At 59.1% G+C, this 24,952-nt stretch carries 23 protein-coding genes, 1 tRNA gene and 1 pseudogene; 10 read left to right on the plus strand and 15 right to left on the minus strand.

The features are described from left to right. Positions 1-160: 160 nt before the first annotated feature. The 5 genes from K7H22_RS11210 to K7H22_RS11230 all read right to left on the minus strand — a co-directional run bounded on the left by K7H22_RS11210 (position 161) and on the right by K7H22_RS11230 (position 5,935). Positions 161-1,186: a DUF2793 domain-containing protein gene (locus K7H22_RS11210; protein ID WP_230800914.1), complete on the minus strand. Its 1,026-nt coding sequence runs from the start codon at positions 1,184-1,186 to the stop codon at positions 161-163. 168 nt (positions 1,187-1,354) lie between these two features. Then, positions 1,355-4,069, minus strand: a complete 2,715-nt coding sequence (locus K7H22_RS11215) for a calcium-binding protein (protein ID WP_230800915.1) — start codon at positions 4,067-4,069, stop codon at positions 1,355-1,357. A 132-nt stretch (positions 4,070-4,201) separates the two neighbouring features. After that, positions 4,202-4,810, minus strand: a complete 609-nt coding sequence (locus K7H22_RS11220) for a sugar transferase (protein ID WP_230800916.1) — start codon at positions 4,808-4,810, stop codon at positions 4,202-4,204. Continuing rightward, positions 4,807-5,715: an NAD-dependent epimerase/dehydratase family protein gene (locus K7H22_RS11225; RefSeq protein WP_230800917.1), complete on the minus strand. Its 909-nt coding sequence runs from the start codon at positions 5,713-5,715 to the stop codon at positions 4,807-4,809. The genes K7H22_RS11220 and K7H22_RS11225 overlap by 4 nt, the downstream gene beginning before the upstream one ends. Positions 5,716-5,858: 143 nt before the next feature. After that, positions 5,859-5,935: transfer RNA gene (locus K7H22_RS11230), tRNA-Pro, on the minus strand. 168 nt (positions 5,936-6,103) lie between these two features. Here K7H22_RS11230 and K7H22_RS20245 point away from each other — a divergent pair. Further along, positions 6,104-6,304 (plus strand): annotated as a pseudogene (locus K7H22_RS20245) (Na/Pi cotransporter family protein); the annotation flags it as partial. Between the two features lie 217 nt (positions 6,305-6,521). On the opposite strand, the gene leuB reads toward K7H22_RS20245, so the two are convergent. Further along, the gene (gene leuB, locus K7H22_RS11235) at positions 6,522-7,628 is read right to left on the minus strand and encodes a 3-isopropylmalate dehydrogenase (protein WP_230800918.1); all 1,107 of its coding nucleotides are present in this window, start codon (positions 7,626-7,628) and stop codon (positions 6,522-6,524) included. Between the two features lie 84 nt (positions 7,629-7,712). Further along, entirely contained in the window at positions 7,713-8,615 is a 903-nt protein-coding gene (locus K7H22_RS11240) for a LysR family transcriptional regulator (protein WP_230800919.1), read from the minus strand. 97 nt (positions 8,616-8,712) lie between these two features. Between K7H22_RS11240 and K7H22_RS11245 the strand changes: the two genes are divergently transcribed. Both K7H22_RS11245 and K7H22_RS11250 read left to right on the plus strand, forming a co-directional pair. After that, complete coding sequence (locus tag K7H22_RS11245) at positions 8,713-8,901, plus strand: hypothetical protein (RefSeq protein ID WP_230800920.1); 189 nt, start codon at positions 8,713-8,715, stop codon at positions 8,899-8,901. Further along, the gene (locus K7H22_RS11250; protein WP_230800921.1) at positions 8,898-9,611 is read left to right on the plus strand and encodes an epimerase; all 714 of its coding nucleotides are present in this window, start codon (positions 8,898-8,900) and stop codon (positions 9,609-9,611) included. The genes K7H22_RS11245 and K7H22_RS11250 overlap by 4 nt, the downstream gene beginning before the upstream one ends. A gap of 9 nt (positions 9,612-9,620) precedes the next feature. Here K7H22_RS11250 and K7H22_RS11255 read toward each other — a convergent pair whose 3' ends face one another. The 5 genes from K7H22_RS11255 to K7H22_RS11275 form a co-directional block, all read right to left on the minus strand. Next, positions 9,621-10,583 (minus strand): endonuclease/exonuclease/phosphatase family protein, encoded by a 963-nt coding sequence (locus tag K7H22_RS11255; protein WP_230800922.1) that lies wholly within the window; start codon positions 10,581-10,583, stop codon positions 9,621-9,623. Between the two features lie 170 nt (positions 10,584-10,753). Beyond that, a complete protein-coding gene (locus tag K7H22_RS11260) occupies positions 10,754-11,587 on the minus strand; it encodes a hypothetical protein (protein ID WP_230800923.1) in 834 nt (277 codons plus the stop codon). Positions 11,588-11,918: 331 nt separating this feature from the next. Beyond that, positions 11,919-12,524, minus strand: coding sequence for a 3-isopropylmalate dehydratase small subunit (leuD, locus tag K7H22_RS11265; RefSeq protein WP_230800924.1), 606 nt, complete (start codon positions 12,522-12,524; stop codon positions 11,919-11,921). An 89-nt stretch (positions 12,525-12,613) separates the two neighbouring features. Beyond that, positions 12,614-14,017, minus strand: coding sequence for a 3-isopropylmalate dehydratase large subunit (gene leuC / locus K7H22_RS11270; protein ID WP_230800925.1), 1,404 nt, complete (start codon positions 14,015-14,017; stop codon positions 12,614-12,616). A gap of 63 nt (positions 14,018-14,080) precedes the next feature. Continuing rightward, positions 14,081-14,227, minus strand: a complete 147-nt coding sequence (locus K7H22_RS11275; protein ID WP_230800926.1) for a hypothetical protein — start codon at positions 14,225-14,227, stop codon at positions 14,081-14,083. Between the two features lie 56 nt (positions 14,228-14,283). Between K7H22_RS11275 and K7H22_RS11280 the strand changes: the two genes are divergently transcribed. The 3 genes from K7H22_RS11280 to rlmH all read left to right on the plus strand — a co-directional run bounded on the left by K7H22_RS11280 (position 14,284) and on the right by rlmH (position 16,636). Then, positions 14,284-15,618, plus strand: coding sequence for a mechanosensitive ion channel family protein (locus tag K7H22_RS11280; RefSeq protein ID WP_230800927.1), 1,335 nt, complete (start codon positions 14,284-14,286; stop codon positions 15,616-15,618). Positions 15,619-15,692: 74 nt separating this feature from the next. Then, positions 15,693-16,166 carry a ribosome silencing factor gene (gene rsfS / locus K7H22_RS11285; protein ID WP_419248174.1) on the plus strand — a complete coding sequence of 158 codons (474 nt, stop codon included), beginning with the start codon at positions 15,693-15,695 and terminating at the stop codon, positions 16,164-16,166. Further along, complete coding sequence (gene rlmH, locus K7H22_RS11290; RefSeq protein WP_230801168.1) at positions 16,166-16,636, plus strand: 23S rRNA (pseudouridine(1915)-N(3))-methyltransferase RlmH; 471 nt, start codon at positions 16,166-16,168, stop codon at positions 16,634-16,636. Before rsfS ends, rlmH begins: the two co-directional genes overlap by 1 nt. Positions 16,637-16,653: 17 nt before the next feature. Here the strand turns inward: rlmH and K7H22_RS11295 are convergent, their stop codons facing one another. Together K7H22_RS11295 and deoC are read right to left on the minus strand one after the other, a co-directional pair. After that, positions 16,654-19,005, minus strand: a complete 2,352-nt coding sequence (locus tag K7H22_RS11295) for an aldehyde dehydrogenase family protein (RefSeq protein ID WP_230800928.1) — start codon at positions 19,003-19,005, stop codon at positions 16,654-16,656. A 46-nt stretch (positions 19,006-19,051) separates the two neighbouring features. After that, the gene (deoC, locus tag K7H22_RS11300; RefSeq protein ID WP_230800929.1) at positions 19,052-20,050 is read right to left on the minus strand and encodes a deoxyribose-phosphate aldolase; all 999 of its coding nucleotides are present in this window, start codon (positions 20,048-20,050) and stop codon (positions 19,052-19,054) included. Between the two features lie 188 nt (positions 20,051-20,238). Between deoC and K7H22_RS11305 the strand changes: the two genes are divergently transcribed. From K7H22_RS11305 to K7H22_RS11320, 4 genes are read left to right on the plus strand one after another with little or no spacing between them, the layout of a single operon-like run. Further along, positions 20,239-21,201, plus strand: a complete 963-nt coding sequence (locus K7H22_RS11305; RefSeq protein WP_230800930.1) for a metal ABC transporter solute-binding protein, Zn/Mn family — start codon at positions 20,239-20,241, stop codon at positions 21,199-21,201. Beyond that, complete coding sequence (locus K7H22_RS11310) at positions 21,201-22,052, plus strand: metal ABC transporter ATP-binding protein (RefSeq protein ID WP_419248175.1); 852 nt, start codon at positions 21,201-21,203, stop codon at positions 22,050-22,052. The genes K7H22_RS11305 and K7H22_RS11310 overlap by 1 nt, the downstream gene beginning before the upstream one ends. Then, positions 22,049-23,251, plus strand: a complete 1,203-nt coding sequence (locus tag K7H22_RS11315; protein ID WP_230800931.1) for a metal ABC transporter permease — start codon at positions 22,049-22,051, stop codon at positions 23,249-23,251. The genes K7H22_RS11310 and K7H22_RS11315 overlap by 4 nt, the downstream gene beginning before the upstream one ends. Then, the gene (locus K7H22_RS11320) at positions 23,248-24,177 is read left to right on the plus strand and encodes a metal ABC transporter permease (RefSeq protein WP_230800932.1); all 930 of its coding nucleotides are present in this window, start codon (positions 23,248-23,250) and stop codon (positions 24,175-24,177) included. Before K7H22_RS11315 ends, K7H22_RS11320 begins: the two co-directional genes overlap by 4 nt. Before the next feature lie 66 nt (positions 24,178-24,243). On the opposite strand, the gene K7H22_RS11325 is transcribed toward K7H22_RS11320, so the two are convergent. Then, on the minus strand, positions 24,244-24,951 hold the full coding sequence (locus K7H22_RS11325) for a 2-dehydro-3-deoxygalactonokinase (RefSeq protein WP_230800933.1): 708 nt from the start codon (positions 24,949-24,951) through the stop codon (positions 24,244-24,246). Position 24,952: the final 1 nt, after the last annotated feature.

Below are 24,952 nucleotides of genomic sequence, written 5' to 3' on the forward strand. Positions count from 1 at the left end.
CAAGGCCCACATAGCCCGTGCCAATCATCGCGATCTTCATAAAAAACCCTTTGCCAATCCAAATACCCGAAGCAATCTTGTGCGCGTAAATACGGGGTCGGTCAACGGCGCAGCGGTATCCGCAGCGATGCAAATGCACGTTCTGTGTGGTTTGTACCTGCTATGAGATCAACCAGCCAGAGAAGGCTGTATGTGCTCTGGAATAGTTTAGTGCGGCGTTCACATTACCGGTTCGGCATGTCACATATTGGCCTGCAGACAGGCCGAGAACAGCCGAGAAAGACAAAGGACTTACCCCGCTAAGTGCCTGCATCTGTAGCAGTTGAGTTTCGTCATTAATGGCAAAGCAGATCCGTCCATTTGTACTGCTGCCAAGAAATCCATTGATCAGGAAGCAGTAGAAGCCATCGACAGGGGCTGTAAAACGCGATGTCAAAGGGTCGTAGTGCCCGCCACGGTTCAGAACGGGCGTGTCAAAAATCAGATCGGTATGCGGGGTAGTGATGTTGAACCAGCCGCCAGCTGTGAAGGCCGTGAAAGCTGGGTTGCCCGGTGCCTTGACCGCGCCGCTGTGACGGTCGACGACAATGGCTTGGGTAAAACCCACTCCGTCTGCTGATACCTTTATTTCGAAGTCGTCGGATGCGGTGGTCCCCATTTCCGCACGACCTGACCATCCGGTTTGAAACAGCAAGCTGGCCGTATCTTCGGTTGCGGCCTTGTTGATTTTCAGCCTGTGATCTGATCCGTCATGTGTCAGAAGGCTAGCCTGCGCTGACACGGCTAGGCGATTTACTGTATCCGCAGTCGTGCCGACACCAAGTTGGGTCAACTCTTCCAATACAGGTATGACACTATCCCAATCGGTGCCGTTGAATCGGATTTGTCCACCGGATGACAGGTCGTCAGCCCGCCATCCGGTTTGCGGGACGTAAAACAGCCACCCTGCCGCATCGGCCACGGCAATCGCCCCATCCTGACCGGACCAAGATCCCGTCGCACCGGCGGCTACGATATAGCGGGCACCAACTTGGGGATTGACGGGTGGGTCAGTCAGGTCTGCCGAGGTCACGACAAGCTGGACAATTGCATCCAGAAGCTGGAGCGCGTCGTTATGGGTCACATGTTTCTGTGCCTGTGAAGGCTGGATATAAGGCAGGGCCAGAATCGGGGATGTGTCGGGCATCTTTGGTGTCCTTGTTTTCCTGTCCGGCAAGCAGCGCAATACCGCTTGCCCGAACCCGCGATGGGGGCGGCAATCTCGCGCTTAGCAATGCCCCGAACTGTGTAAACAGCGGGTAAGAGGGTCGTTCACCCTCTTGAGGAAATGTTGAGATCCCAACGATATCGACGGTCAGAAAGCAAAGTCGTCCGCCGTCAATTGCAACACATCTATCCCTGCCACAACCAGCAGATCAGAGCCGCCTGACCCTACCCGGATAAGGGCATCATCCTTGAACTGTGTGATGCCAAGATCGGTGAAGCGGCTTGCATCGGTCACTGCGCTGAAGTCGATCAGATCGGCGCCTGGCTCGAAATCGGCGATCACATCGCGTCCGAATCCGGGACGGAAGATGAAATCATCCGCGCCTAGGCCCCCGACCAGAAAGTCGTTGCCGGCTCCTCCGTCAAGACTGTCATCGCCGGGCCCGCCCAGCAATGTGTCGCGGCCGCCCCCCCCGATCAGAAGATCATGACCGCGCTCCCCGAACAGAAAGACGGGGTCGGCAAGCGCGCTTGCATCAATCGTATCATTGCCGGAATAGCCGTTGATCTGCTCGACCCCGCTCCACCCTGACAGGTGCAGCGCTACGCCGGAGGCTTGATAGATCTGCGCGCGGTCATAGCCCGTGTGCCCGCTATCGTTGATTTGGTCCAACGCATTGACCATGTAAAGGTCCGATCCTTCGGCACCATCCATGACGTCGGCACCCAGCCAGCCGATCAGAGTGTCGTCACCGTCACCGCCGAAAAGCGTGTCGTCGCCATTTATCCCTGACACCCAGTCGTGGCCATCGCCGCCAAAAAGGACATCGTCGCCCGGACCGCCCAGAATTGTATCGTCGCCCGTGCTGCCGATCAGAACATCATCACCGCGCTCACCGAACAACAGCATCGGATCACCGAGCGCGCTGGCATCAATTGTGTCATTACCCATATAGCCATTGACCCTTTCGATCCCGCTCCACCCTGATAGATCAAGCGTCACGCCAGACGCCTCGTAGATCTGCGCGCGGTCGTTTTCTGTCCGCCCGCTGTCGTTGATAAGGTCCAGCGCATCGACCATGTAGAGGTCAGAACCTTCGCCACCGTCCATGACGTCGCTGCCCAGCCATCCGATCAGGCTATCGTCACCGTCACCGCCAAAGATCGTGTCGTTCCCGACCGCACCCGACAGCCAGTCATGGCCCGCATCGCCGATCAGCAGATCGTTGCCCGCACCGCCAAAGATCGTATCTGGTCCGTAGCCTCCCGTCAGCGTTTCGTTGCCCGCGCCTCCGGTTAGGGCTGTTCCCGCCGGCAAGGTAGGATCAGTAACATCAGCAGGAACCGCAGGCAGTGATCCAGTTAGTAGGCGTGTCAGGTTCAAGACCGGGGTCCACAACACCTCTGACCGGCTGAGTCCCGTCCCTGTCTCGCTCCGAAGGTCCAGCACTTCGTCACGAAAACGGATTTCCGCACCCCAGTTCCTTGTAGTGACAGAAAGTTGGGACGGATCGGTTAACCCGACCCATGCGCTTAGGTCTAGACGGTCCAGACCTGTCTGGAAGTCGGTGATCACATCCGCTTGCCCGTCGGCTGCAAGAACGAACAGATCGGCACCTTCTCTGCCTGTCATCCTGTCGCTGCCGTGACCATCGAACAGAATGTCATGTCCCGTCCCGCCGGATAGCGTATCGTTTCCCCCCTTTCCGATCAGGATGTCGTCAAGACCACCTCCGGTCAGGTTGCTTGATTCATCATTGGCGATAAGGCTATCGCCGATAGAGACGATGTTGACGGATAGTTGGGTGATCCCCTGCTCGCGTTCACCGGTTGCAAAAATCTGCAGGTTCTGGCCGATGTGGACACCAGTCAGTGCCGCGACATTCGCCAGTGTTGACGTCGTGGTGTCGGCAAAGCTGTCCAGATGAACAAGCCGCCCCCCCGGTAGCAGAAGGAATAGCGACACGCCGTCATCACCGCCGCCAGCAAAGACAAAAACGCGGTCACTGACCGTGACGGTTTCCAGCGCGGAAACGCGTTGGAAACGTGTGTGCAGGTCGTCAATCACATGATCGACCGGGATCAGAATGCCACCCGCCCCCAGTTCGAAAACGCTGAGCGACCCGCTGAGTGTCGAGGCAGCGATAATGTATTGCGTCTGACCAATGGTGGCGGCGGTCAGGGCGGTTGGCGCGTCGATCCCAAGCCCCTGTGCCGCACCATAGTCAGATGTCCGTTGCAGCGCGCCGTTTGCATTGACGCGGAACACGGAAAGCGCATCGGCTGTGGCAAAGCTTGTGACGATGTAATCCTGCCCGCCTAGGTTTACCGACAGGATATCGCTGACTATATGTCGGGTGCCAAAGCCACTGAGGGCAAGATGCGGCGCTGCAAATGTCGTGTCGCTGGTTGGTTCAAGCCGCAGCAGACCTGTTCCACGGATACTGCCATAGTGAAATATGTTACTATCCGTCTGCGCGGTCACAAGCCCTGTCAAAAGCCCCAGATCCTGACCCGAGGATTCAAGCCGACTGCTTAGGCCAAGGGCACCGGATTGCGGTATCGTCACTGTCTGAATTGCTTGATCGCGCAGACCGAGGATTGCGAAGCGGGTGTGTGTCCCGCCGAGTACCTCGAACAGTTCTGGCGCGGTCAGTTGCGCCAGATCTTGCGACAGGCCCACCGTTTGCAACAGGGTGCCGGTTGTGGCGTCGAACGCTGCCAGTCCACCGCCCGCCCGTGTGGTTGACAACAGTATCGGACCATCCGGTCCATTGTGGATCGCAAGATCCGTGATACCCGAAACAAATGGCTGCACTCCTGCACCCAGCACACCGCTGAACGCGATCTGGTAATTTTCCATCCCGATTTCCCCCGGCCCCCCGGCCGTTAACTCACCACGTTCAGGATGGTGGCTGACAGGTTAACGTCACCTTGCGGTACTGTGGCGGAACTGGGGCCTTTGGCTTGGATTTGATCGACTCGGACCGGTCTGTCAGCGGGAAAGCACCTTGAGCACAGTCGCCGCGATCAGGCGGAGATCCAGCCAGAGAGTCCGGTTCTCAGCATAGATCAGATCAAGCCGCGCCTTGCGGGGAATGCACCTGCGTATGTAGACATCCTCGGTTTGCGCTGCTGTTGCACATCGCGACAGCAACCTTGTTTCACTCTTGTGAAACACAATCGTGGCAAGCCCTGTCAGTCCGGGGCGTTGCTGGAGAATTTGGGCGTAAAGATCGGGGAAACGCTCGACATAGCGGCGTAGTGGCGGACGCGGGCCAACCATACTGATATCACCACGCAAGACGTTGAAAAGTTGCGGTAGCTCGTCAAGTCTGGCGCGGCGCAGGATATGGCCCAGTTTGGTGATCCTGTCGTTCTTGTCGCCGCCAGATACCCCTGTGTCCATCTCGACAGGGCGCATGGTGCGGAATTTCCAAAGCAGGAATGCCTGCTCCGGCGTCTTCATCCGCTCGGACAGATAAAGCACAGGTCGACCGTTGCAGATCAGTATTGTCAGGGCCACAACGACGATGACCGGCGCCAGAATAAGCAACAGCCCCAATGCAACAACGATGTCCAGAGCCCGCTTTGCTGGTGTCACAGTTGCGGCCCTTTCAGATGTGCCCTGTCCCTTGCCACGACTTCCGTCCAAGGCCAATCGGCCAGCAAATGTGCAGGCGTCGCGCTTGCGGGTCCAAGATCCAGTAGCGTCCGCAACCGCGCAGTCTCAAGCTCTACCCGAGGGGCGGCTTGCGAAGGGGCGTCCTTCCAGGCGAACTCAAGCCCTGCATGGCGCAAGACTGCGTCCATCGCGGTGGCTTGCGGCGCGGCCAGATTGATGAGTTCCGGCAATTCCTTGATCGGGCATTCTGTCAGAGCGGTCAGACAGCGGGCCAGATCAGCACCTGACAGAAAGCTGCGACAGGCGGCGCGCCCGTTGGCAAAGCGGTCCAGTGTGATCTTTTGGCCTGTTTCACCGGCCGCGCGCATGGAGGCAGACAAACTGTCCGCCCCCATCACATTGCCGATACGCATCACGCAAATCGACGGCTTTTCGCCGGAAGTGCCGCGCCAGGTTCGCAGCGCCTGCTCCATCGCCAGCTTTGAATGCCCGTAGGCACTTTGAGGGCGGGGCAGGGTGTCTTCCCTCAAGGGCGCAGGCGCAGGTTGATAGACGGCCGCGCTGGAGCAATGAAGAACACGGTTCGCGCCCAGTTTGCTGGCGACCTGCATGGCGCGCAGGGCGAGGTTCGTATTGTCTTGCAGGTCTTGGCCACTATCAGGCACGACGCCCCAAAGGGACAGAACCGCGCTGATCCGCAGTTTGCCACGACCTGCGTCGTTCAACAGGTCTTCTTCGGTTCGAAAAGGAAACGAGTCTTCATAGCAGCGTCGCGCCTGCCAGATCACATCCGGCCGATTGCGCCAATGCTTTCGCAGAATCAAACCCAAACGACCGGTGCTTCCCAGCACCAGCACCGAAGGGGCTGCTTGATTGCCTGTCACGTCACGTCACCGGGTCAACTCTCTACACAGATGATGTTTAGCATTCCGGTCGCGTTGCAAAAAGCACAACTTTTGCAACGGCCAAGGTGTTGAATCCGGCCAAGTCGAGGGCGGTTTCATAAAAAAGAAAGGGCATTTTGCACTGGTCGGGCTGAGAGGATTCGAACCTCCGACCCCCTGCTCCCGAAGCAGGTGCGCTACCAGGCTGCGCTACAGCCCGACCGTGTGAGAGGCGATTAAACCCGTCACAGTGGATTTGCAAGGGTCGAGTTGGGACATGACTCCCGACCTTGCAGTGTTCCTTGGCGGGTTCGGAATGTTCCTGTACGGCATGAAGATCGGGACTGAAGCTCCGCGCGAGGCTGCAGACGGCTGAATACGCAAGCTATTGGCACGCTTTAAGATAACCCCTCCGGTTAGCGTCGCAACGGAAGATGCGGCGACGGCGCTTGTCCAGTCGTCCAGCACCACAACAGTGATGACCACCGGATCCGCGCGTACCGGCCTGTCGGGGTTTCCGCAGGCTGCTGGTGTGGTCTATTGCGCGAATGGCGGCACCAAAGCTATTGGCTGGATGGTGACGCTTTTGGGGTTCACGCTGAAACTGGGTGCGCTTGTCGGATTTTCACAAATCTGGAGCTGCTATAAACCGGAGCGTTGGGTGAGATGTTTGATCGTAGCGATCCGATGTGGTGATTGCATCGGGTCAGGGACCACGCGTCGCGCATTGCTATTTTACAACGAACGGTTGCCTGAAGCAGTAGGGTCACCGACCCCGGACGAACCAGAGCCGGTGTTAGAGAATATCAGAGCGATGCGTTCAAAGCCGCGACAATCGCGTCGCCCATCTGGCTTGTTGTTACATGCGCGCCGCCTTCGGGGCCCATCAGGTCCGCAGTGCGCAAGCCGTCGGCCAGCACCTCTTCGACAGCCTTTTCCAGCCGGTCCGCCTCGGTACCCATGTCGAAGCTGTAGCGCAGCGCCATCGCGAAGCTGAGCACGCAAGCGATGGGGTTTGCTTTGCCCTGTCCGGCAATGTCGGGGGCAGAGCCGTGCACGGGCTCGTAAAGCGCCTTGGGCCGTCCATTGGCCATCGGCGCGCCAAGGCTGGCCGATGGCAGCATGCCCAGCGATCCGGTCAGCATGGCCGCCAGATCGGACAACAGGTCACCGAACAGGTTGTCGGTGACGATCACGTCGAACTGCTTTGGCCAGCGGGTCAATTGCATTGCGCCTGCATCCGCATACATGTGGCTCAGTTCGACATCGGGGTATTCGGTGTCACCGATGCGCTGGACGACTTCACGCCACAGCACACCCGATTCCATCACATTTGCCTTTTCCATAGAGCACAGCTTGTTGCCGCGCTTGCGGGCCAGTTCGAAGGCGGAACGGGCGACACGCTCGATCTCGGATTCGGTATAGCGCTGGGTGTTGATGCCCACACGCTCGTTGCCTTCTTTGAAGATGCCGCGCGGCTCGCCGAAATAGACACCTGAAGTTAGTTCGCGTACGATCATGATATCAAGACCGGCGACCACATCCTTTTTCAGGGACGAGAAATCGGCCAGCGCATCAAAGCACTGTGCGGGGCGCAGGTTGGCGTACAGGTCCATTTCCTTGCGCAGACGCAGCAGGCCGCGTTCCGGCTTGACGCTGAAATCAAGGTTGTCATATTTCGGGCCGCCCACGGCACCCAGCAGAACAGCGTCCACGTCCTGCGCCTTGGCCATCGTATCGTCATGCAGCGGAGTGCCGTGTTTGTCATAGGCGCAGCCGCCCACCAGATCCTCGGACACATCGAAGGTCACACCGCGCCTGGCACCATACCAATCGATGATCTTGCGCACTTCGGCCATGACTTCGGGGCCAATGCCGTCACCGGCGAGGATAAGAAGCGAGGGGTTGGTCATTGCGGTCTGTCCCTTGTGACATTTGTTCGTCACTGGCCTAGCGATTGCCGGACGCAGGGTCAAGAAACCACGCGAAAAAGGGCCTTATATCGGGATCAAACGGGGGGACAAACCCTCTGCCAGCAAGTCCCAGATCCGTTTGATCCGCGGAGTTGACCGCATCACTTGCAGGGCGGCCAACCAAAGGGGAAGGCGAGGCAGTTCAAGCCCCAATTCAAGTTCAACCATGTCGGGGCTATCCACCATAAGATTTGCCTGTGTAAAACCGATTCCACACCCTGCGCGGATCAGTTCCAGATAGGCGGTCTGGCTGTCGCAACGCACGGCAAACATTTCGCGGGTCGCTGGCCATCCAAGGCTTCGCATATGGCGCAGGATCAGGTCGTTGCAGTCATATCCGATCAGGTCATGTTGCAGCAGGCACTCGATGTTTTCCGGTGTACCGCAACGCTCCAGATAGGAGGGGGCGGCAAAGACACCCAGCCTCAGATCACCCAGATGCCGTGTGACGATATCGAGTTGCGTACTGCGATACATCCGTAGCGCGATGTCCGCCTCGCGGTAGAGCAGGTTGTCGCTGCTGTCTGAGGCGACAAGCTCTATCTGGATTTGTGGCTCGGCCTGCCGGATCTGGGCGATGATCGGGGGCAGAAGGGTTTGGGCTACAACGGTGCTGGCGGTCAGGCGCACCGTGCCTTGCAACGCATCGTTCCGGCCTGCGGCAGTCAATGCAATTGCGCGCAAGGCGTCGGCCATCCGTCTGGCTTGTGGCAATAGGGCCAAACCCGCTTCGGTCAGAGCCAGACCGCGCGGCTGACGGGTAAAAAGCGCAAGATCAAGATTCTTCTCAAGCTGACGGATCTGTCGCCCCAGTGTCGGCTGGCTGGTTCCGATCCTGCGTGCCGCAGCGGACAGGCTGCCGGTTTCCGCGACCCCGAGAAAAGCGCGAATAAGAGACCAGTCAAGGGTATCAGGAATAATTGCCATTCGTTATTGAATACATAATATACGAAAACAGGCAATTTTTTATTCATTTATGCATGTGTACTTTGTTCCCTCGGACCTATCGAAAATGGAGGCGGCAATGACGGGAACGGTTCTTATCCTTGGTGGACGTGGAAAGATCGGACGGCATAGTGCGAAGGCCTTTGCCGCTGGAGGCTGGACGGTGCGCCACTATCGTCGTGGTACGGACATGACGCAGGCGGCAAAAGGCGCGGATGTTATTGTGAACGGGTTGAACCCGCCGCATTATCACAACTGGGCCGTTTGATCCCGCAGATCACGGAACAAGTGATCGCCGCGGCAAAGGCCAGCGGCGCGATAGTGATCTTGCCCGGCAATGTTTACAATTCCGGAGCTGAAGGTGGGATCTGGTCGCAAGAAACACCACATCGTCCTGTCAGTCGCAAGGACCGTATCCGTGTCGAGATGGAAGCGGCCTACGGCTTGGCGGGCGTGCAGACCATCATCCTGCGTGTGGGCAATTTCATCGACCCTGAAGGTCAGGGCGATATCATGTCCATGTTCATCCTGCGCGACATCTCACGCGGAAAGATCGTCGGCGGGGGTGCGCCCGATGTCACGCAGACGTGGTGTTATCTGCCTGATTGGGCGCGGGCGGCAGAACTGTTGGCACGTATGCGCGCCGATCTGCCCAGCTTCGAGGACATTCCTTTTCCAGGACATAGCTTCACCCTGACAGACCTGCGGGCGCAGCTTGAGGAGCATCTGGAAAGGTCTTTCCGGATCGTTCGTTTTCCATGGCGGCTGATGACAATGGCCGCACCATTCTGGGAGCTGGCGCGCGCATTGCGCGAGATGCGCTACCTTTGGGACACCCCGCACAGTTTGAGCGACAGGAAATTCAACCGTCATTTGCCTGACTTCCGGCATACGCCTGTGGCTGATGTCATGCTGGATAGCCTATCACCCGTTTTGAGGGCCGTTGATCAGGCCGATGCTATGGCACGGTCAGCCTGATGGTGCAATTCACGGCCAGTCCAATGTGACGCTCACCAAATTGTGGCGGCTTGCCTGCTTCACGGTTTCAGCCATCGGATCGGTCTTGTCAGGCCAGTAGACTTGCGCGTCCTGCACGGTGAGGTCAGCTGAAGGAAGGATGTATTCTGCCCGCAAATTTCCTGGTCCAGGTGCTGGCCATCTGGCCGTATCAAGCGCCGGATCGCCGTTCTGCCCGGCGGTTGGCTCTTGCCATCCGCCGCCGCGTGGACGCGGGTCAGTCAGCCTTGGATCGGACAGAAGCGCGCGCATCGCTTGTGGCATGCCGTGGCTATCCGCGATGTCCATATTGCTGCCACCGATGATAACAAACCGCTTCGAGGGCGGCGGGCCTGTCAGCCCGTCAAGAAATAGCGACCAGAAACGCGTCTCGTCATGATTGCGGCGTTGGTTTCTGCCTTCGACCCCGTCAAAGACCGGTGGCGTGGCGTGAAAGGCCAGGAGCCATAACTCGTGATCCCGCACGCTGACGGGAACGACCCAATGCGCGGTGTTTGACAGGCGCAGCATGGCCGACTCATCACGCATCAACAAGGGCGTGTTATCCGGCCCTGTCAGTAAGGCATCCGGCAGGTCGCGCCAGAGAAAGGTGCTATGATCCTGCACCCCTTCCTTGCGGATCGGATAGCGCGCGAGAATGGCCATGCCGCCCTGACCGGAAAACCTCCCATAGCCTTGCGCGTCCCTTGGGCCACCCAATCGACCATCCCCGTCCAGATCGAAACCTGTGGCGCGTCCAGTATTGGGAGGAAGAGCAAACACATGCGGATAGGTCATACCTGCGTCCGATAGCGTATCGCGCAAGGCCGTAAGCGCGACCAGATCATGATCATAGTCGAAATCCAAAAGCAGCAGAATATCGGCGGCGGCTTGAACGATGACCTGCGTGACAGCAAGTACCTGCGGGTCAATGCCAGTTCGGATATCCCGCAAAAGCAATCCTGGTCCAGGCCTTGCAAGGCTTGTGTGATAGACGGCGACAACAAGAGGGTCAGCCAAAGCCCGCTGGGGCAAGGCTGCAAGGATCAACATTGCCCCTAAGCCCACAATATGGGCTGAAAAGAACCAGCTAATTCCATTTTTTCGGGAATAGCGGCCGCCGTTCAGATTGCCTGCAAACCTTCGGCTGCCGCATAGGTGCGGCGCCGCTTGTTTTCGATCATGCTGGCGATACGGGCCATCGCTATGCCGCGCATCATCAGACTGGCAGGCAGAAAGGCCCATAGGCACATCACCCAGATCAAAATTTGCGGTGTCGCCAAGGCCCCGATTTCAAGTTTTTCGGAGGCGGCGGAAACCAATGCTGGAATCAAGAATGGTAGCAAAAACCCTAAAACCAGATTAATGCGCGCATGTCTTTTCAGCCGTGCGATAACATCGCCACCCGAAGTGGCGTCAAACATCGGCAAATTGACCCAGACGTTGAAAGCCCCGCTGCGGGTTGGCCACCCGTAGACATGGACCAGTACCACAAATGCCAGCACCATCATCATTGACAGTGTGTAGCAAACTCCGGCCGCCAGACGCACAGCGTTCACAAGCCCATCCGAAGTCTCGAGAGGCAGCATCAACACTGCAAGACGGACTGGGGAATAAGGGAAATCAGCTGAATTACCAAGGATCACACCGATCGAGGTCATGATCTGCGTAACCGTGTCAGGGTCCTGGAAGCCGCGGAACGCAAGCGTCAGGATCAGAACGGCCAGAAAAATCATGCCGAACCGCAGACGGTTATAGGGTGGGGCGTGACGAAAGGTGATCAGGCTGGGATAGGCCGAGTTGTATTCGACCATCACAAGTCCTGCGGTCAGCAGCGCCAGCAGCATGACAAATTGCGATGCGTCAACGCCAACGCCTGAGATCAGTAGGGACGGCAAAGCAATCAGCAGCGCCACAAGCATGGCGCGCAGGGCCGCGCCTGTCAGTTGTCCGATCACGTTCTGCCCCTTCCAAACTGGCCGAGCGCGATGCAATGCCGCGCTCTGTTTCCAACTTGAATCCGCCGATAAAGGCGATTTGCCTCATTATTGCCCAAGTTTTGCCTTCTTTCATGAGAGGCCACAACTTACCATTTTAGTTAACTACGATTTTTGGGCTATTTGATGGTTTCACTGGTGCGGAAATGTACCATCACAGTGACAATTTCTGGATGATATTCAGGTATTTACAACATCTTGTGTTCAAAGGCGGCGCCTACACAAGATGAGAAAGGCCATCCTTTGCAGATGGCCTTTCAGGTGGAGCGTGCAATTTAAAGCAGGGACGTGATCAGACCCACGGCCGTTCTGACGCCAGTTTCGCCTCGTAGGACGTGATCGAGGACTTCTTTTCAAGCGTCAGCCCGATGTCGTCCAACCCGTTCATCAGGCAATGTTTCTTGAATGGATCGACATCGAAAGTGAACACCTCGCCATCCGAGGATGTGATGGTCTGCGCGTCAAGATCGACTTCGATACGCGCGTTCGCACCTTTTTCGGCATCCTTCATGAGGATATCGACTTGCTCTTGCGGAAGCACAATCGGCAAGATGCCGTTCTTGAAGCAGTTGTTGAAGAAAATATCAGCATAGCTGGGCGCGATCACGCAGCGGATACCAAAATCCAGCAGTGCCCAGGGCGCATGCTCGCGTGACGACCCGCAGCCGAAATTGTCGCCCGCAACAAGAATCTCTGCGTTGCGGTATTGCGGTTTGTTCAGCACGAAATCGGGGATCTCGTTGCGGTCGTCGTCATAGCGCATCTCGTCAAACAGATTCACGCCAAGGCCTGATCGTTTGATCGTCTTCAGAAACTGCTTGGGAATGATCATGTCTGTATCGATATTGATCAGTGGCAGTGGCGCGGCGATGCCGCTGAGTTTGTTGAACTTATCCATGGTTTTTTCCTGTCTATGGGCGCTCGGTCCGCCCCTCCGGGACGTCCTCGCGAGGACGCCTGCAAGGGCGGATCGAGCAGCGGCCAAAATCACATCATCTCGCGTATATCGGTCAGGTGCCCCGTTACTGCGGCAGCAGCAGCCATGGCAGGGCTCATCAGATGCGTACGGCCACCACGTCCCTGACGGCCCTCGAAGTTGCGGTTGCTCGTCGCTGCACAACGCTCGCCCGGGCTCAACTGGTCAGGGTTCATCGCCAGACACATCGAGCAGCCTGCCAGCCGCCATTCAAAGCCCGCGTCGATGAAAATCTGTGCCAGTCCTTCCTCTTCGGCCTGAGCGCGCACAAGGCCCGATCCAGGCACAACCATGGCCCGCATTCCGTCCTTGACCTTCTTGCCTTTCAGAATCTCGGCAGCAGCGCGCAGATCCTCGATCCGGCCGTTGGTGCAGGACCCGATGAACACGGTGTCGATCTTGATCTGGTTCAGCGGTGTGCCGGGCTCCAGACCCATGTATTCCAAAGACCGTTTGGCTGCTTCGACTTTGCCCCCTGTAAAATCAGCGGGAGCAGGCACGGTGCCGGTAATCGGCAATACATCTTCCGGTGAGGTGCCCCATGTCACGACTGGCGCGATATCCTCGCCCTTCAGGGTCACGACCTTGTCCCAATGCGCGTCATCATCGGAATAGAGCGTCTTCCACCACGCCAGTGCGGCTTCCCATTGTGCGCCCTTGGGGGCATGCGGACGGCCCATCACATAGGCAAAGGTCTTGTCATCCGGGGCGATCAGGCCGGCACGCGCGCCGCCTTCAATCGCCATGTTGCACACCGTCATGCGACCTTCCATCGACAGATCACGGATTGCCTCGCCGCAATACTCGATCACATAGCCGGTACCGCCGGCCGTACCGGTTTTGCCGATCACCGACAGGGTGATGTCTTTGGCTGTCACACCGGGAAGCAGTTTGCCGGTGATTTCGACCTTCATGTTCTTGGATTTTTTCTGGATCAGCGTCTGGGTTGCCAGCACATGCTCGACTTCCGACGTGCCGATCCCGTGCGCCAGCGCGCCGAATGCTCCATGCGTTGCCGTGTGACTGTCACCGCAGACAACCGTCATACCAGGCAGGGTCCACCCCTGTTCGGGGCCGACGATATGCACGATCCCCTGACGGATATCCGAGACAGGATAATAGTGGATGCCGAAATCCTTCGCGTTCTTGTCCAGCGCCTCGACCTGAATCCGGCTTTCCTCGTTCTCGATGCCTTTGGCGCGGTCCAGCGTGGTTGGCACGTTGTGGTCCGGCACGGCAATCGTCTTGTCGGGGGCATGGACGGTGCGGCCTGTCATCCGCAATCCCTCGAAGGCTTGCGGGCTTGTCACCTCGTGAACAAGGTGGCGGTCGATATAAAGAAGGCAGGTGCCATCCTCGGCTTGGTGGGCGACATGTGCGTCCCAGATTTTATCATAGAGCGTTTTGGGGGACATTGGTCCTCTCCCTTTGGCTGGTGTTCTGGCTGTAGGCGTATGAAAAAGACGAAGGAGAGGCCGTTATAGACGGGCCAGCACCGTCAGGGATGCCCCGAAGAAGCGTTCGCGCAGGCGCGCGCGGTCATCCATGTCGAAAATGCGTATCATGCCATGCGGAATACTATGCCTATCCGAGTCTATCAAGGCCCGCGACATAAGGCTGCTCACGCGAGACTTGTCCAATAGGTTTGGCCATGCGACGCTTGCACCGATACGGGAGACACATGAACGAGGAATTCAACACCGACGACGCGATGGAGGTTGCCCTTGGCATGTTGGGGCAGCTTGAGCTGTTCCTGACAAGTATCATGCGACCTTGGAACGCCTACCAGATCGGCATGGCATTCGCATTGCTACTGGTGGCGCATCTTCTAGCACATGTTCTGGCCCCACGATTCAGCGAATGGCTGCGCGGTCAGGAAGGCTGGCCAAAATGGCGCATGCGACTGGCGGTGACATTCCGCAACCGGTTGCGGCTGATCCTGTTTGTGGGAATGATCTGGCCGCTTGTCTGGATTCTGCGTGAAGTGACATGGCCAAGCCGCTCGTATCTGCTGGCAATCGTGGGCCAACTGGCGGTCGCGTGGCTGCTGATAGCCATTCTGACACGGATCATCGGCAATCCCGTTGTACGCGCGCTGGTGCGCTATATCGGCTGGGCTTGGGTCTCGTTGTCGATTCTGGGTCTGACCGACGATACGCGGAGAATCCTTGACGGGATCGCGGTCGAAATTGCTGATTCCCGCATATCTGTCTGGCTGGTCGTGCAGGCTGTCCTGCTGCTTGCGGTTCTATTTGCGCTAGCGCGGTTTATCACAAAGCAATCCACGCAGCGCATCCGCGCGAACGAGGATATCAGCCCCTCGATGCAGGTTCTGGCGGTCAAGGCCCTGCAGGTCGGGCTATACGGCGCCGCGTTCTTTATCGGCTTGCGGACGGTCGGTGTCGATCTGACCGGTCTTGCCGTGCTGTCGGGGGCCATCGGGCTGGGCCTTGGGTTCGGTCTGCAGAAAGTGGTGTCCAATCTTGTGTCGGGCGTGATCATCCTGTTGGACAAGTCGATCAAACCCGGTGACGTCATCAGCCTTGGCGAAACCTTTGGCTGGATCAACGCGCTGGGCGCGCGCTATGTCTCGGTGGTGACGCGGGACGGGCGTGAATACCTCATCCCGAACGAGGATCTGATCACTGGACAAGTGGTGAACTGGTCCCATTCCAACGAATTTGTGCGGTTGGACATTTATTTCGGAACCGCCTACGGCGACGATCCGCATTTGGTGCGACGTGTCGCGACAGAGGCCGCACAGAAGGTCGACAGGGTTCTGGATTTCAAAAAACCCGTCTGTCACATCGTAGGGTTCGGCGACAGTTCCGTTGATTATATCCTGCGTTTCTGGATCAGTGATCCGACACAGGGGCTAACCAATATCCGCGGGAATGTCTATCTGGCGCTTTGGGATGCGTTCAAGGAAAATGGTATCTCGATTCCCTTCCCGCAACGCGAGGTTCGTATGCTGGAACGTGAAATCATACAGGCTCCGGAACCGACAGTCGATTGACTCCACCGGCAGAGGCGTGCACAGGGCATGCGCCGCTCATTGAGATTTGCCCTGCGCGATGCTATATTTGGAATATGCCCAGCGCCGGGGCCCTGTCGGCGTGCCACAAGGAGGACAATGTCCTGTCACTCAACTTTGAAGCGGCATCTGCCGTTCCTGTCGGTGCCCCGATGACCGCAGCCCCGACACAAGTCACAAGCGAAGAGCTTTTGGCGGCTATCCTGACCCAGCTTGAAGACGACAAGGCCGAAGACATCGTGCAGATTGATTTGCGCGGCAAGACGGCTATTGGCGACTATATGATCATCTGCTCGGGCCGGTCCTCGCGGCAGGTTTCGTCCATTGCCGAGAAATTGGCGGACCATCTCAAGCAGGATTTCGGCCGGCTCAGCCGCATTGAAGGCAAGGAAACCGGCGATTGGGTTTTGATCGACACGGGCGATGTGATCGTTCACGTGTTCCGGCCCGAAGTGCGCGATTTCTACCAGCTTGAGAAGATGTGGTCGCCCAGCGGCGTCACGCAATCGGCGGCTGCTACGACAGTCTGATGCGGGTGCATATCTGTGCTGTGGGCCGGTTGCGAACTGGCCCCGAGCGCACACTGATCAACGATTACCTGACGCGGCTAGACCGGAGCGGGCGGGCCTTGGGCCTTGGTCCCGTGCAAGAGCACGAAGTCGAAGATAAAAAAGGTGGCGGCATGGCGGCAGAGGCGGCCCTGCTGGAGCGCGCCATACCGACCGGTGCCGTGATCTGCACGCTGGACGAGCGTGGGTCTGTTCTGTCCTCCCCCGAATTGGCCGAACGGATGGCTGGATGGCGTGACGCGGGGCGCGGCGATCTGGCGCTGGTCATCGGTGGCGCGGACGGTATCGATCCTGCTCTGCGCGCGCGTGCGGATTTCAGCCTTTCCTTTGGCAAGATGGTCTGGCCGCATATGCTTGTGCGCGTGATGCTGGCCGAGCAACTCTATCGCGCGGCCTCGATCCTCGCAGGCTCACCCTATCACAGGGTTTGATCTGCGGGCCTGCAGTATTATTCGCCGTAGGGCACCCATATTGTCTTGGTCTCCGTCGCCTGTTCCAGAAATGCACGACCCTCGCCGGACGTTCCCATCCAGTCACGCGCCTTGCCATCATTCACCCAAGTGCGCTTGAGGTTGCCGGCGCTGGCGGCCTCGACCATCTGTGACAGCGGGGTGGAGGAAAAACACCAGACCGCATCCACATCCATATGGGCGGCCAGTGTCGGTGCCAGTTCCGCGTGACAGCCTGTCAGGATATTTACAACCCCGCCCGGCACATCGGATGTATCCAGCACCTGATAGAAATCTGTTGCTGCCAGAGGGAAGGCTTCGGATGCGACCAGAATTGCGCGGTTGCCCATGGCAATGGCAGGGGCCATCGCCGAGACAAGGCCCAATAGCGGGGACTCGTCAGCGCAAATCGCGCCGATCACACCGACGGGGGCGGGCATGGCCATGGCAACCCCGCGCAGCGGTACACCTTTGACAGAGCCGTCGTATTTATCGGCCCATGCAGCATAGGTGAACAGTCGGCGGATCGCGGCCTCGACCTCTGCCGTGCCTGTCTTGCCGCCCTGCAACGCATTCAGGGTAGCTGCGAATTCGGATGCACGGACCGACAGGTTTTCCGCAATGTAGTAGAGGATTTGCGCCCGCAAATGGCCCGTTGTTGCGGACCAGCTTGCAGCCCCGCGCGCCGCTTCGACCGCGTTGCGGATATCCTTGCGGCTGGCGATTGGCACCTGTCCCAGAATGCGACCCGATTTGCCAAATACCGTGCGCGAATACCCGCTATCGGGGCGCGTCTGCTTGCCACCGATGTAAAGCTTTGGGGTGCGGTCCATAGAAAAGTCTGACGGATCATCATTCCTGCCGCTGAACGGAGCGATCCGCGCCAGAGACTTCACCTTTCCGCGCGGCTTTGAATATGCGGTCAGTCCTTCCCGTCCACCTTCCCGACCAAAACCGCTTTCACGCATTCCACCGAAAGGTGCAGCGGCATCGAACATGTTGCTGCCGTTCACCCAAATCACACCGGCTGCCAGCTTGGGGGCCACATCCAGCGCAAGGTTCACATTCTCGGACCAGACTGACGCGGCCAACCCGTAGCGGGTGTTGTTGGCCAGTTCTACAGCCTCGGACGGGGTGCGGAACGTCGTCGTTACAAGGACGGGACCAAATATTTCTTCCTGCATCAGCGGGGATGCTGCCGAAAGACCTGTGATCAATGTTGGCGGATAGAAACACCCAGTTTCCGGTACTGTTGCAGCACTGCGATACACCTGTCCGTCCGCGCAGGCATCGACCATCGCACTGACGCGTGCCAATTGTTCGGGACTGACCATCGCGCCTATGTCGATACTTTTGTCCAGCGGGTTGCCGATCCGCAGCTTGTCCATCCGCGCGCGCAGCTTGGCATAGAACGGCTCAGCCACACCCTCTTGCACCAGAAGGCGCGAACCGGCGCAGCAGACCTGTCCCTGATTGAACCAGATCGCATCGACCAGACCCTCGACGGCTGAATCAAGATCGGCATCGTCAAACACGATATAGGGGGACTTTCCCCCCAACTCCAATGTCAGAGCCTTGCAGCTGCCTGCCGTGGCTTGTCTGATGCGGCGTCCCACCTCGGTCGAGCCGGTGAAAGCGATCTTGTCGATGCCGCTGTGGTTTACGATCATCTCGCCCACGGCACCATCGCCTGTGATAATGTTGACCACACCTTTGGGCAAACCGGCCTGACGGCAGATATCCGCAAACAGAAGCGCCGTGAGCGAGGTTTGTTCCGCTGGTTTCAAGACCACCGTATTGCCCGCCGCCAACGCAGGCGCGATCTTCCATGCCAGCATCAACAACGGAAAATTCCACGGGATGATCTGCCCGCAGACGCCCAGCGCCTGACGGTCGGGTTGTTCCGTGTCCATCAACTGCGCCAATCCGGCGTGGAAATAGAAATGCCGGTGCACCAAGGGCACGTCGATATCGCGCGACTCGCGGATAGGTTTGCCATTGTCGAGGGTTTCCAGAACTGAGAACAAGCGCGCGTTCTTCTGCACCAACCGCGCCAGGGCATATAGATGCCGCGCCCGCCCGTGCCCGCCCAGCGCCTCCCATTTGGCCTGCGCGCGTCGCGCTGATGCAACGGCGTCATCCACGTCGGCTTTCGTTGCCTGGGTCAGGGTTGCCAAAACCTCGGATGTGGCGGGATTGCGTGCCTCGAAGCCTTCGCTGGCAGCGGTGAATTTGCCACCGATGAAATGGCCGAAACGGTCACCCTGATCGACCAGCCATGCCAGCGCATCGCCTGCCGCTTCCGGTGCGCTGCCATAGTCCATCGACTCGAAGATATCCTTGACGCTCATGCTTTCATAAATCCCTTGATAAGCATTGCCTTGACGCCTGCCGATCTTAGGCCAGCGCGTGCCGCCACGCGGCGGAATAGGCGCCTGTGACATGATGTTCGAGTTGACGCTCGATATCACCAAGCAGGCTGGACGCCCCGAAGCGGAAAAGATCGGGCTGCACCCAGCGCTGCCCCAGCTCTTCCTTGATAAGGCTCAGATAGACCAGCGCATCTTTGGCCTTGGATATGCCGCCAGCGGGTTTGTAGCCGATCCTGATGCCCGTGCGCTCGTGATAGGCGCGGATCGCACGGATCATCACCAGACTGACTGGCAGGGTGGCGTTCACGCTTTCCTTGCCGGTGGATGTCTTGATGAAATCGGCACCTGCCATCATGCAGACAAGGCTTGCGCGGGCTACATTGCGCAGACTGCCAAGTTCCCCTGTAGCAAGGATCGCCTTGACATGCGCGGCACCACAAGCCGCGCGCATCTGGCGCATCTCGTCGTAGAGGGCCTGCCAGTTTCCAGTCAGAACGTGACGCCGCGAGATGACGATATCTATTTCCTCAGCGCCTGAGCGGACGCTTTCACCGATCTCGGCCAGTCGCAGATGGAAAGGTGACAATCCCGCCGGAAAGCCAGTCGATACGGCTGCAACGGGAATGCCGCTGCCCTCCAGCGCGCGCACCGCAGCCGGAACCATCTCGTGGTAGACACAGACGGCTCCGGTAGTGATGGCGGACATCCCCAACGCGTCCAACAGGTCGGAACGCACCGGTTGCCGCGCTTTGGCGCACAGCCTTGCCACCCTGCCTTCGGTGTCGTCGCCAGCGAGCGTTGTCAGATCAATGCAGGTGATCGCCTTGAGAAGCCACGCTGCCTGATAGTCCTTTTTCACTGATCTGCGTGCACCAAGACCGGCCGCCCGCCTTTCGATAGCCGGACTATTCGCCTGTACCCAGCGCACCCAGTCCATATCAAGCTCCATCCCCGGATTGCGCGCATCCTGCATGGGCAGGGTTTGCGGCAAAAGATTTGCTTGCGGAGCATCTGTTTTCTGCATGTCACACTCTGTCTGTCTCTAGTGGCAAGGTTGCATGTGCCCGATCCCGAGGCAAGTGAAGGCCTGAAATGGACGCAAAGGTAGTTTGTTTTGCGAATAATTCGCAATAGCATTGACAAAGGTGCGAACCGTTCTCATTATTAGAACATCATTCCTGAAAGCCTGACTGTATTTGACTGGGTGACCACATGACACTGACCCGACGCTCTGTTTTGTCGGCCTTTGCTGCAAGCATTCTTTTACCGCGACACGGCATGACCGCGGACGCGCCTTTGTCGGTTGTTGCCACGACCGGTATGGTGGCCGATGCTGCCCGTCAGGTCGGGGGTGATCTTGTGACGGTGCAGGCGTTGATGGGGCCGGGCATCGACCCGCATTCCTACCGGCAGACACGGAGCGATATCGTCGCCATGACACGGGCCGATCTGGTGCTCTGGCACGGCCTCTATCTCGAGGCGCAGCTTGAGGAAGTCCTGCTTGATCTTGGTCGGACCCGCAGCGTGATCGCCGTGGGTGAGGCTGTTCCCGAGGCCAAGCGCATCGCCCATCCCGATTATCAGGACCGTTTTGATCCACATGTGTGGATGGACCCTGATCTGTGGCGTTACGTGGTTATTGCCGCGCGCGACGCTCTGACCACCGCGCGCCCTGATCATGCCGGTATTTTTGCTGCAAACACTGAGCGCCATCTGGCCGATCTGGCGCGGCTTGCGGATTACGCAGCGCGCAGCCTTGCCTCGGTGCCCGCCGATGCGCGGGTTCTGCTGACAGCACATGACGCCTTCGGGTATTTCGGTCGCTCGCACGGGTTCGAGGTTCTGGGCATTCAGGGGATATCGACCGAGTCCGAGGCAGGTCTGAACCGGATCGGCGCTTTGGTCGATCTGCTTGTCGAGCGCCGGATCGGGGCTGTTTTCGTGGAAAGTTCGGTCTCTGATCGCAACATCCGTGCCTTGATCGAAGGCGCCGCCGCGCGCGGCCACGCGGTGCGTGTCGGCGGCGAGGTCTATTCGGACGCGATGGGCCCCGAGGGGACGTATGAAGGCACTTATCTCGGGATGCTTGACCACAACGTCACTGTGATTGCCGCGGCACTGGGCGGTGATGTGCCTGCGCGCGGTATGGATGGTCTGTTGAGTGCGGGCATCTGATGATGGGACCGGATGCAGTATCCCGACAACGGATCGAGTTGGCATCGTCGGCGCGCCAACGCCAAAGCGCGGCCGCGCCGCCGCCAGCACTGGCCGTGTCCGGCCTGACTGTCGCCTATGGCGAAAAACCAGCGGTTTTTTCGGTGGACATGACCGTTGCCCAGGGCACGATGACAGCGATTGTCGGGCCAAACGGCGCGGGGAAATCGACACTGCTCAAGGCAGTTCTGGGGCTGGTGAAACCCTTGTCCGGCGAAGTCCGCCTGTTCGATCTGCCATTGTCACGGGTCCGCGACCGTTTGGCTTATGTGCCGCAACGAGCCAGCGTCGATTGGGATTTTCCCGCCCGCGTGATTGATGTCGTACTGATGGGTCTGCACCGTGAGTTGGGCCTGCTGCGTCGCGTCCGGCCTGAACATCTGGATCGCGCACGCGCCTGTCTTGCCCGCGTGGGTATGGAGGATTTTGCCACCCGCCAGATCGGTCAGTTGTCAGGTGGACAGCAGCAGCGCGTTTTTCTGGCGCGCGCCTTGGCGCAATCGGCGGATCTCTATCTGCTGGACGAGCCCTTTGCGGGGGTTGATGCCGCGACAGAAAAAGCGATCATCGCCGTACTCAAGGATCTTCAGGCCGAAGGGCGCACCATCGTTGCCGTGCATCATGATCTGTCGACGGTACGCGCCTATTTCGACCATTTGTTCCTGATCAACACGCGCCCTATCGCCGCCGGACCGGTTGCCGAGGCGTTTACCAGCGCCAACCTTCAACGCGCCTATGGCGGGCGTCTGGGCGAGGCGCAGGTGGCCGGCATGCAGGCTGACGGCGTGCAAGGCCAAGATACAATCCGATGATCTGGCAGGCCCTGACGTTCCAACTTGGTTATAACGCCACGCTGGTGGCCATTGGCGCAACCTTGCTCGGGATCGCGTCAGGGGTGACCGGCAGCTTCCTGTTCCTGCGCAAGCGGGCTCTGGTATCGGATGCCGTGTCGCATGCCACGCTTCCGGGCATTGCTCTTGCTTTTATCGTGATGGTTGCGCTTGGAGGTGAGGGGCGGTTTCTGCCGGGTCTGATGCTGGGGGCTGCTTTGTCGTCGGGTCTTGGGCTGATCGTGATCGGCTGGATGATCCGCAACACGCGCCTGACCGAGGATGCGGCGATCGGGGCTGTCCTGTCCGTTTTCTTCGGGGCGGGTATCGTGCTGATGACCGTGATCCAGTCGATGCAATCGGGTCGTCAGGCAGGGCTGGAATCCGTGTTGCTGGGATCGACCGCAGGCATGTTGCGGGCTGATGCGCTGGTCATCGGGGCTGGTGGCGCGCTGGTGCTACTGGCCGTGCTGATCCTGCGCCGCCCGATGCTGGCGGTCGGTTTTGATCCTGATCATGCGGCGGTGACAGGTCTGAATGTCGCGCGCACCGATCTTGCGATGATGGGGCTGGTGATGGCCGTCACGGTCCTCGGTTTGACCACAGTCGGTCTGGTGCTGATTGTGGCACTGCTGATCATCCCTGCGGTGACAGCACGGCTCTGGACAGAGCGCGCCGAGGTGATGGTCGCTTTCGCGGGCGTTGCGGGCGGGCTGGCCGCCTATTTCGGGGCTGCGTTCTCGGCCTCCGCGCCGGGCCTGCCGACGGGACCGATCATCGTTCTGGCAAGCTTCACGCTTTTCGCGCTGTCCCTTGCGATTGCGCCAACACGCGGCGGTCTTGCCTCGCTTCTCAAGCAATCCCGCTTCCGGCGCAGGGTGCACAGGCGGCAGGGCCTGCTTGCGCTGGCTTTGGGGCAGCCGATCCATGAAAGCTTTACCCTTGCCCTGCTCCGGCGCGAGGGTCTGGCCAGAGCGGATGGAGAGCCTACGGATACCGGTCGCGCTGCGGCGGCCAAAGCGTTGTTGGACGAGGCGCGCTGGGCTGCGCTGCGCGCCGATCCGGCGCATGGGCTGACCGCCACACGCTATGACGGGTTGACCCCGATCGAGACAGTTCTGACGCCAGACCAGATTTCCGAGTTGGACCGCCATTTGCCGCGTCCGCAGAAGGTGATATGATGGGGGCTGAATTTGTCGCACTGTCGCTGACGCCCATGCTGATCGGGACTATGGCCGCGATCGCCTGCGCTTTGCCCGGCAATTTTCTGTTGCTCAGGCGGCAGGCGCTGATCGGCGACGCCATCAGCCATGTCGTTCTGCCGGGGATTGTCGTTGCCTTCCTGCTGACCGGAACTGTTGCCGCCCTGCCGATGATGCTGGGCGCCGCCGGTGCAGCCCTCCTCTGCGTCGGGATGATCGAGGCAGTCCGCCGCATGGCAAGGATCGAGGCGGGGGCCGCAATGGGTGTGGTGTTTACCACGCTTTTTGCAGCCGGCGTCTTGCTGCTTGAACAGTCCGATACCAGCGGCGTTCATTTGGATGTCGAACACGCGCTTTACGGTAGTCTGGAAAGCCTGATCTGGCTGGATGCAACAGGCTGGTCTTCGTTGCTGGACCCTGTTGCCTTGGCGGGAGTGCCTCCGGAACTCCCACGTATGGCTTTGGCATTGGCTGTGGTGACGCTGGTGATCGGACTGGCTTGGCGACCGCTGGCCTTGTCGACATTCGATGAAGGCTATGCCGCGACGCTGGGTCTTCCCGTTCGCGCGCTGGGACTGGGGCTGGTGATGCTCGCAGCCCTCGCGGCTGTCGCTGCCTTTGATGCGGTCGGCTCGATCATCGTCATCGCAATGTTCATCTGCCCGCCGGCAGCAGCGCGGATGATGACGGACCGGCTGTCGCGGCAAGTTGGATGGAGTGTGGTTTTCGCGACCCTGTCAGCGGTCGTCGGCTATACACTCGCAGGCTATGGTCCGCTCTGGCTTGGATACAACAATTCGGTCAGTGCGGCAGGCATGATCGCGACTGTATCCGGCCTTATCCTTGGCGTTGCGATGGCTGCGGGCCCTTGCCGCCGCCGCGCAGGTGCCGCTTCTGCTGTCTGAACCTGCCATTCTACCTGCGGTAAATATCCCCGCCGGAGGCATCCGTCCGCGCGGCAGTTCTCTGGCTTAGCCGATGGCCGCGCGCAGGGCGATCAGGCCTTCACGGGTGGCATCCTGTCCGTCCACCATGTTGACGGGCACTCCTTGCGCCGAAATCGCGGCTGAATAGAGACTGTTTTGTCCGATTACGATCACCTGCTGACCCAGCCAATAGGGTCGCATCGCCGCCAGTTCCGCCCCGACCAAATGACCCGCAACCGCCTCCGGATCTGCTTTGAGCGTCGCGCTACGAAGATGCAGCGACAGCCGCTCTGGTCGTGACATCGTATCGGCCAGAGCCTCCGGATCTGCCTTTTCCGATGCGCCAAGCGCTTGCGCCAGACGCGGTGTAAGCGCGGATTGAAAGCTTACCACCTCATCCGCGCTGACCTGGCACCAGTGGGTGACATCGCTCATAGGCAGGCAGATCACCCCGTCCCATCCTTTGTTCAGCGCCAGTGCACCTGCAATCCGCAGCCTAGCGGTGTGGCCTAGCAGCCCTTTGGGTTTATCCTGATGCAGGGCGCCGAAAGGAAAGGTGGCGGGCAAAACGAGGGCTGGTACGCTTTGCGATGCAGGTCCGTCCTTGATGATCAGGGCAGACGTGTCACTGATGTCACGCAGCACATCCGCAGCAAGACCCGATATTCCGGTCTGTGCCGTGTTACCGTCAAAGCGCCAGCCCTGCGCCCTGTCATTCTCGATTTCGATGCCGATCCAGATATCCTGTGCCATG

It is taken from the genome of Seohaeicola saemankumensis (assembly GCF_021021435.1).
In the GTDB taxonomy this organism is placed as follows: Bacteria; Pseudomonadota; Alphaproteobacteria; order Rhodobacterales; family Rhodobacteraceae; genus Seohaeicola.

Coding starts and splice junctions, on each gene's coding strand:
- K7H22_RS11240 (WP_230800919.1), bottom strand. CDS start 8,615: ATGGCAATTATTCCTGATACCCTTGACTGGTCTCTTATTCGCGCTTTT.
- K7H22_RS11315 (WP_230800931.1), top strand. CDS start 22,049: ATGATCTGGCAGGCCCTGACGTTCCAACTTGGTTATAACGCCACGCTG.
- K7H22_RS11280 (WP_230800927.1), top strand. CDS start 14,284: ATGAACGAGGAATTCAACACCGACGACGCGATGGAGGTTGCCCTTGGC.
- rlmH (WP_230801168.1), top strand. CDS start 16,166: ATGCGGGTGCATATCTGTGCTGTGGGCCGGTTGCGAACTGGCCCCGAG.
- K7H22_RS11215 (WP_230800915.1), bottom strand. CDS start 4,069: ATGGAAAATTACCAGATCGCGTTCAGCGGTGTGCTGGGTGCAGGAGTG.
- K7H22_RS11305 (WP_230800930.1), top strand. CDS start 20,239: ATGACACTGACCCGACGCTCTGTTTTGTCGGCCTTTGCTGCAAGCATT.
- deoC (WP_230800929.1), bottom strand. CDS start 20,050: ATGCAGAAAACAGATGCTCCGCAAGCAAATCTTTTGCCGCAAACCCTG.
- leuD (WP_230800924.1), bottom strand. CDS start 12,524: ATGGATAAGTTCAACAAACTCAGCGGCATCGCCGCGCCACTGCCACTG.
- K7H22_RS11245 (WP_230800920.1), top strand. CDS start 8,713: ATGACGGGAACGGTTCTTATCCTTGGTGGACGTGGAAAGATCGGACGG.
- K7H22_RS11320 (WP_230800932.1), top strand. CDS start 23,248: ATGATGGGGGCTGAATTTGTCGCACTGTCGCTGACGCCCATGCTGATC.
- leuC (WP_230800925.1), bottom strand. CDS start 14,017: ATGTCCCCCAAAACGCTCTATGATAAAATCTGGGACGCACATGTCGCC.
- K7H22_RS11325 (WP_230800933.1), bottom strand. CDS start 24,951: ATGGCACAGGATATCTGGATCGGCATCGAAATCGAGAATGACAGGGCG.
- rsfS (WP_419248174.1), top strand. CDS start 15,693: ATGCCCAGCGCCGGGGCCCTGTCGGCGTGCCACAAGGAGGACAATGTC.
- K7H22_RS11295 (WP_230800928.1), bottom strand. CDS start 19,005: ATGAGCGTCAAGGATATCTTCGAGTCGATGGACTATGGCAGCGCACCG.
- K7H22_RS11210 (WP_230800914.1), bottom strand. CDS start 1,186: ATGCCCGACACATCCCCGATTCTGGCCCTGCCTTATATCCAGCCTTCA.
- K7H22_RS11310 (WP_419248175.1), top strand. CDS start 21,201: ATGATGGGACCGGATGCAGTATCCCGACAACGGATCGAGTTGGCATCG.
- leuB (WP_230800918.1), bottom strand. CDS start 7,628: ATGACCAACCCCTCGCTTCTTATCCTCGCCGGTGACGGCATTGGCCCC.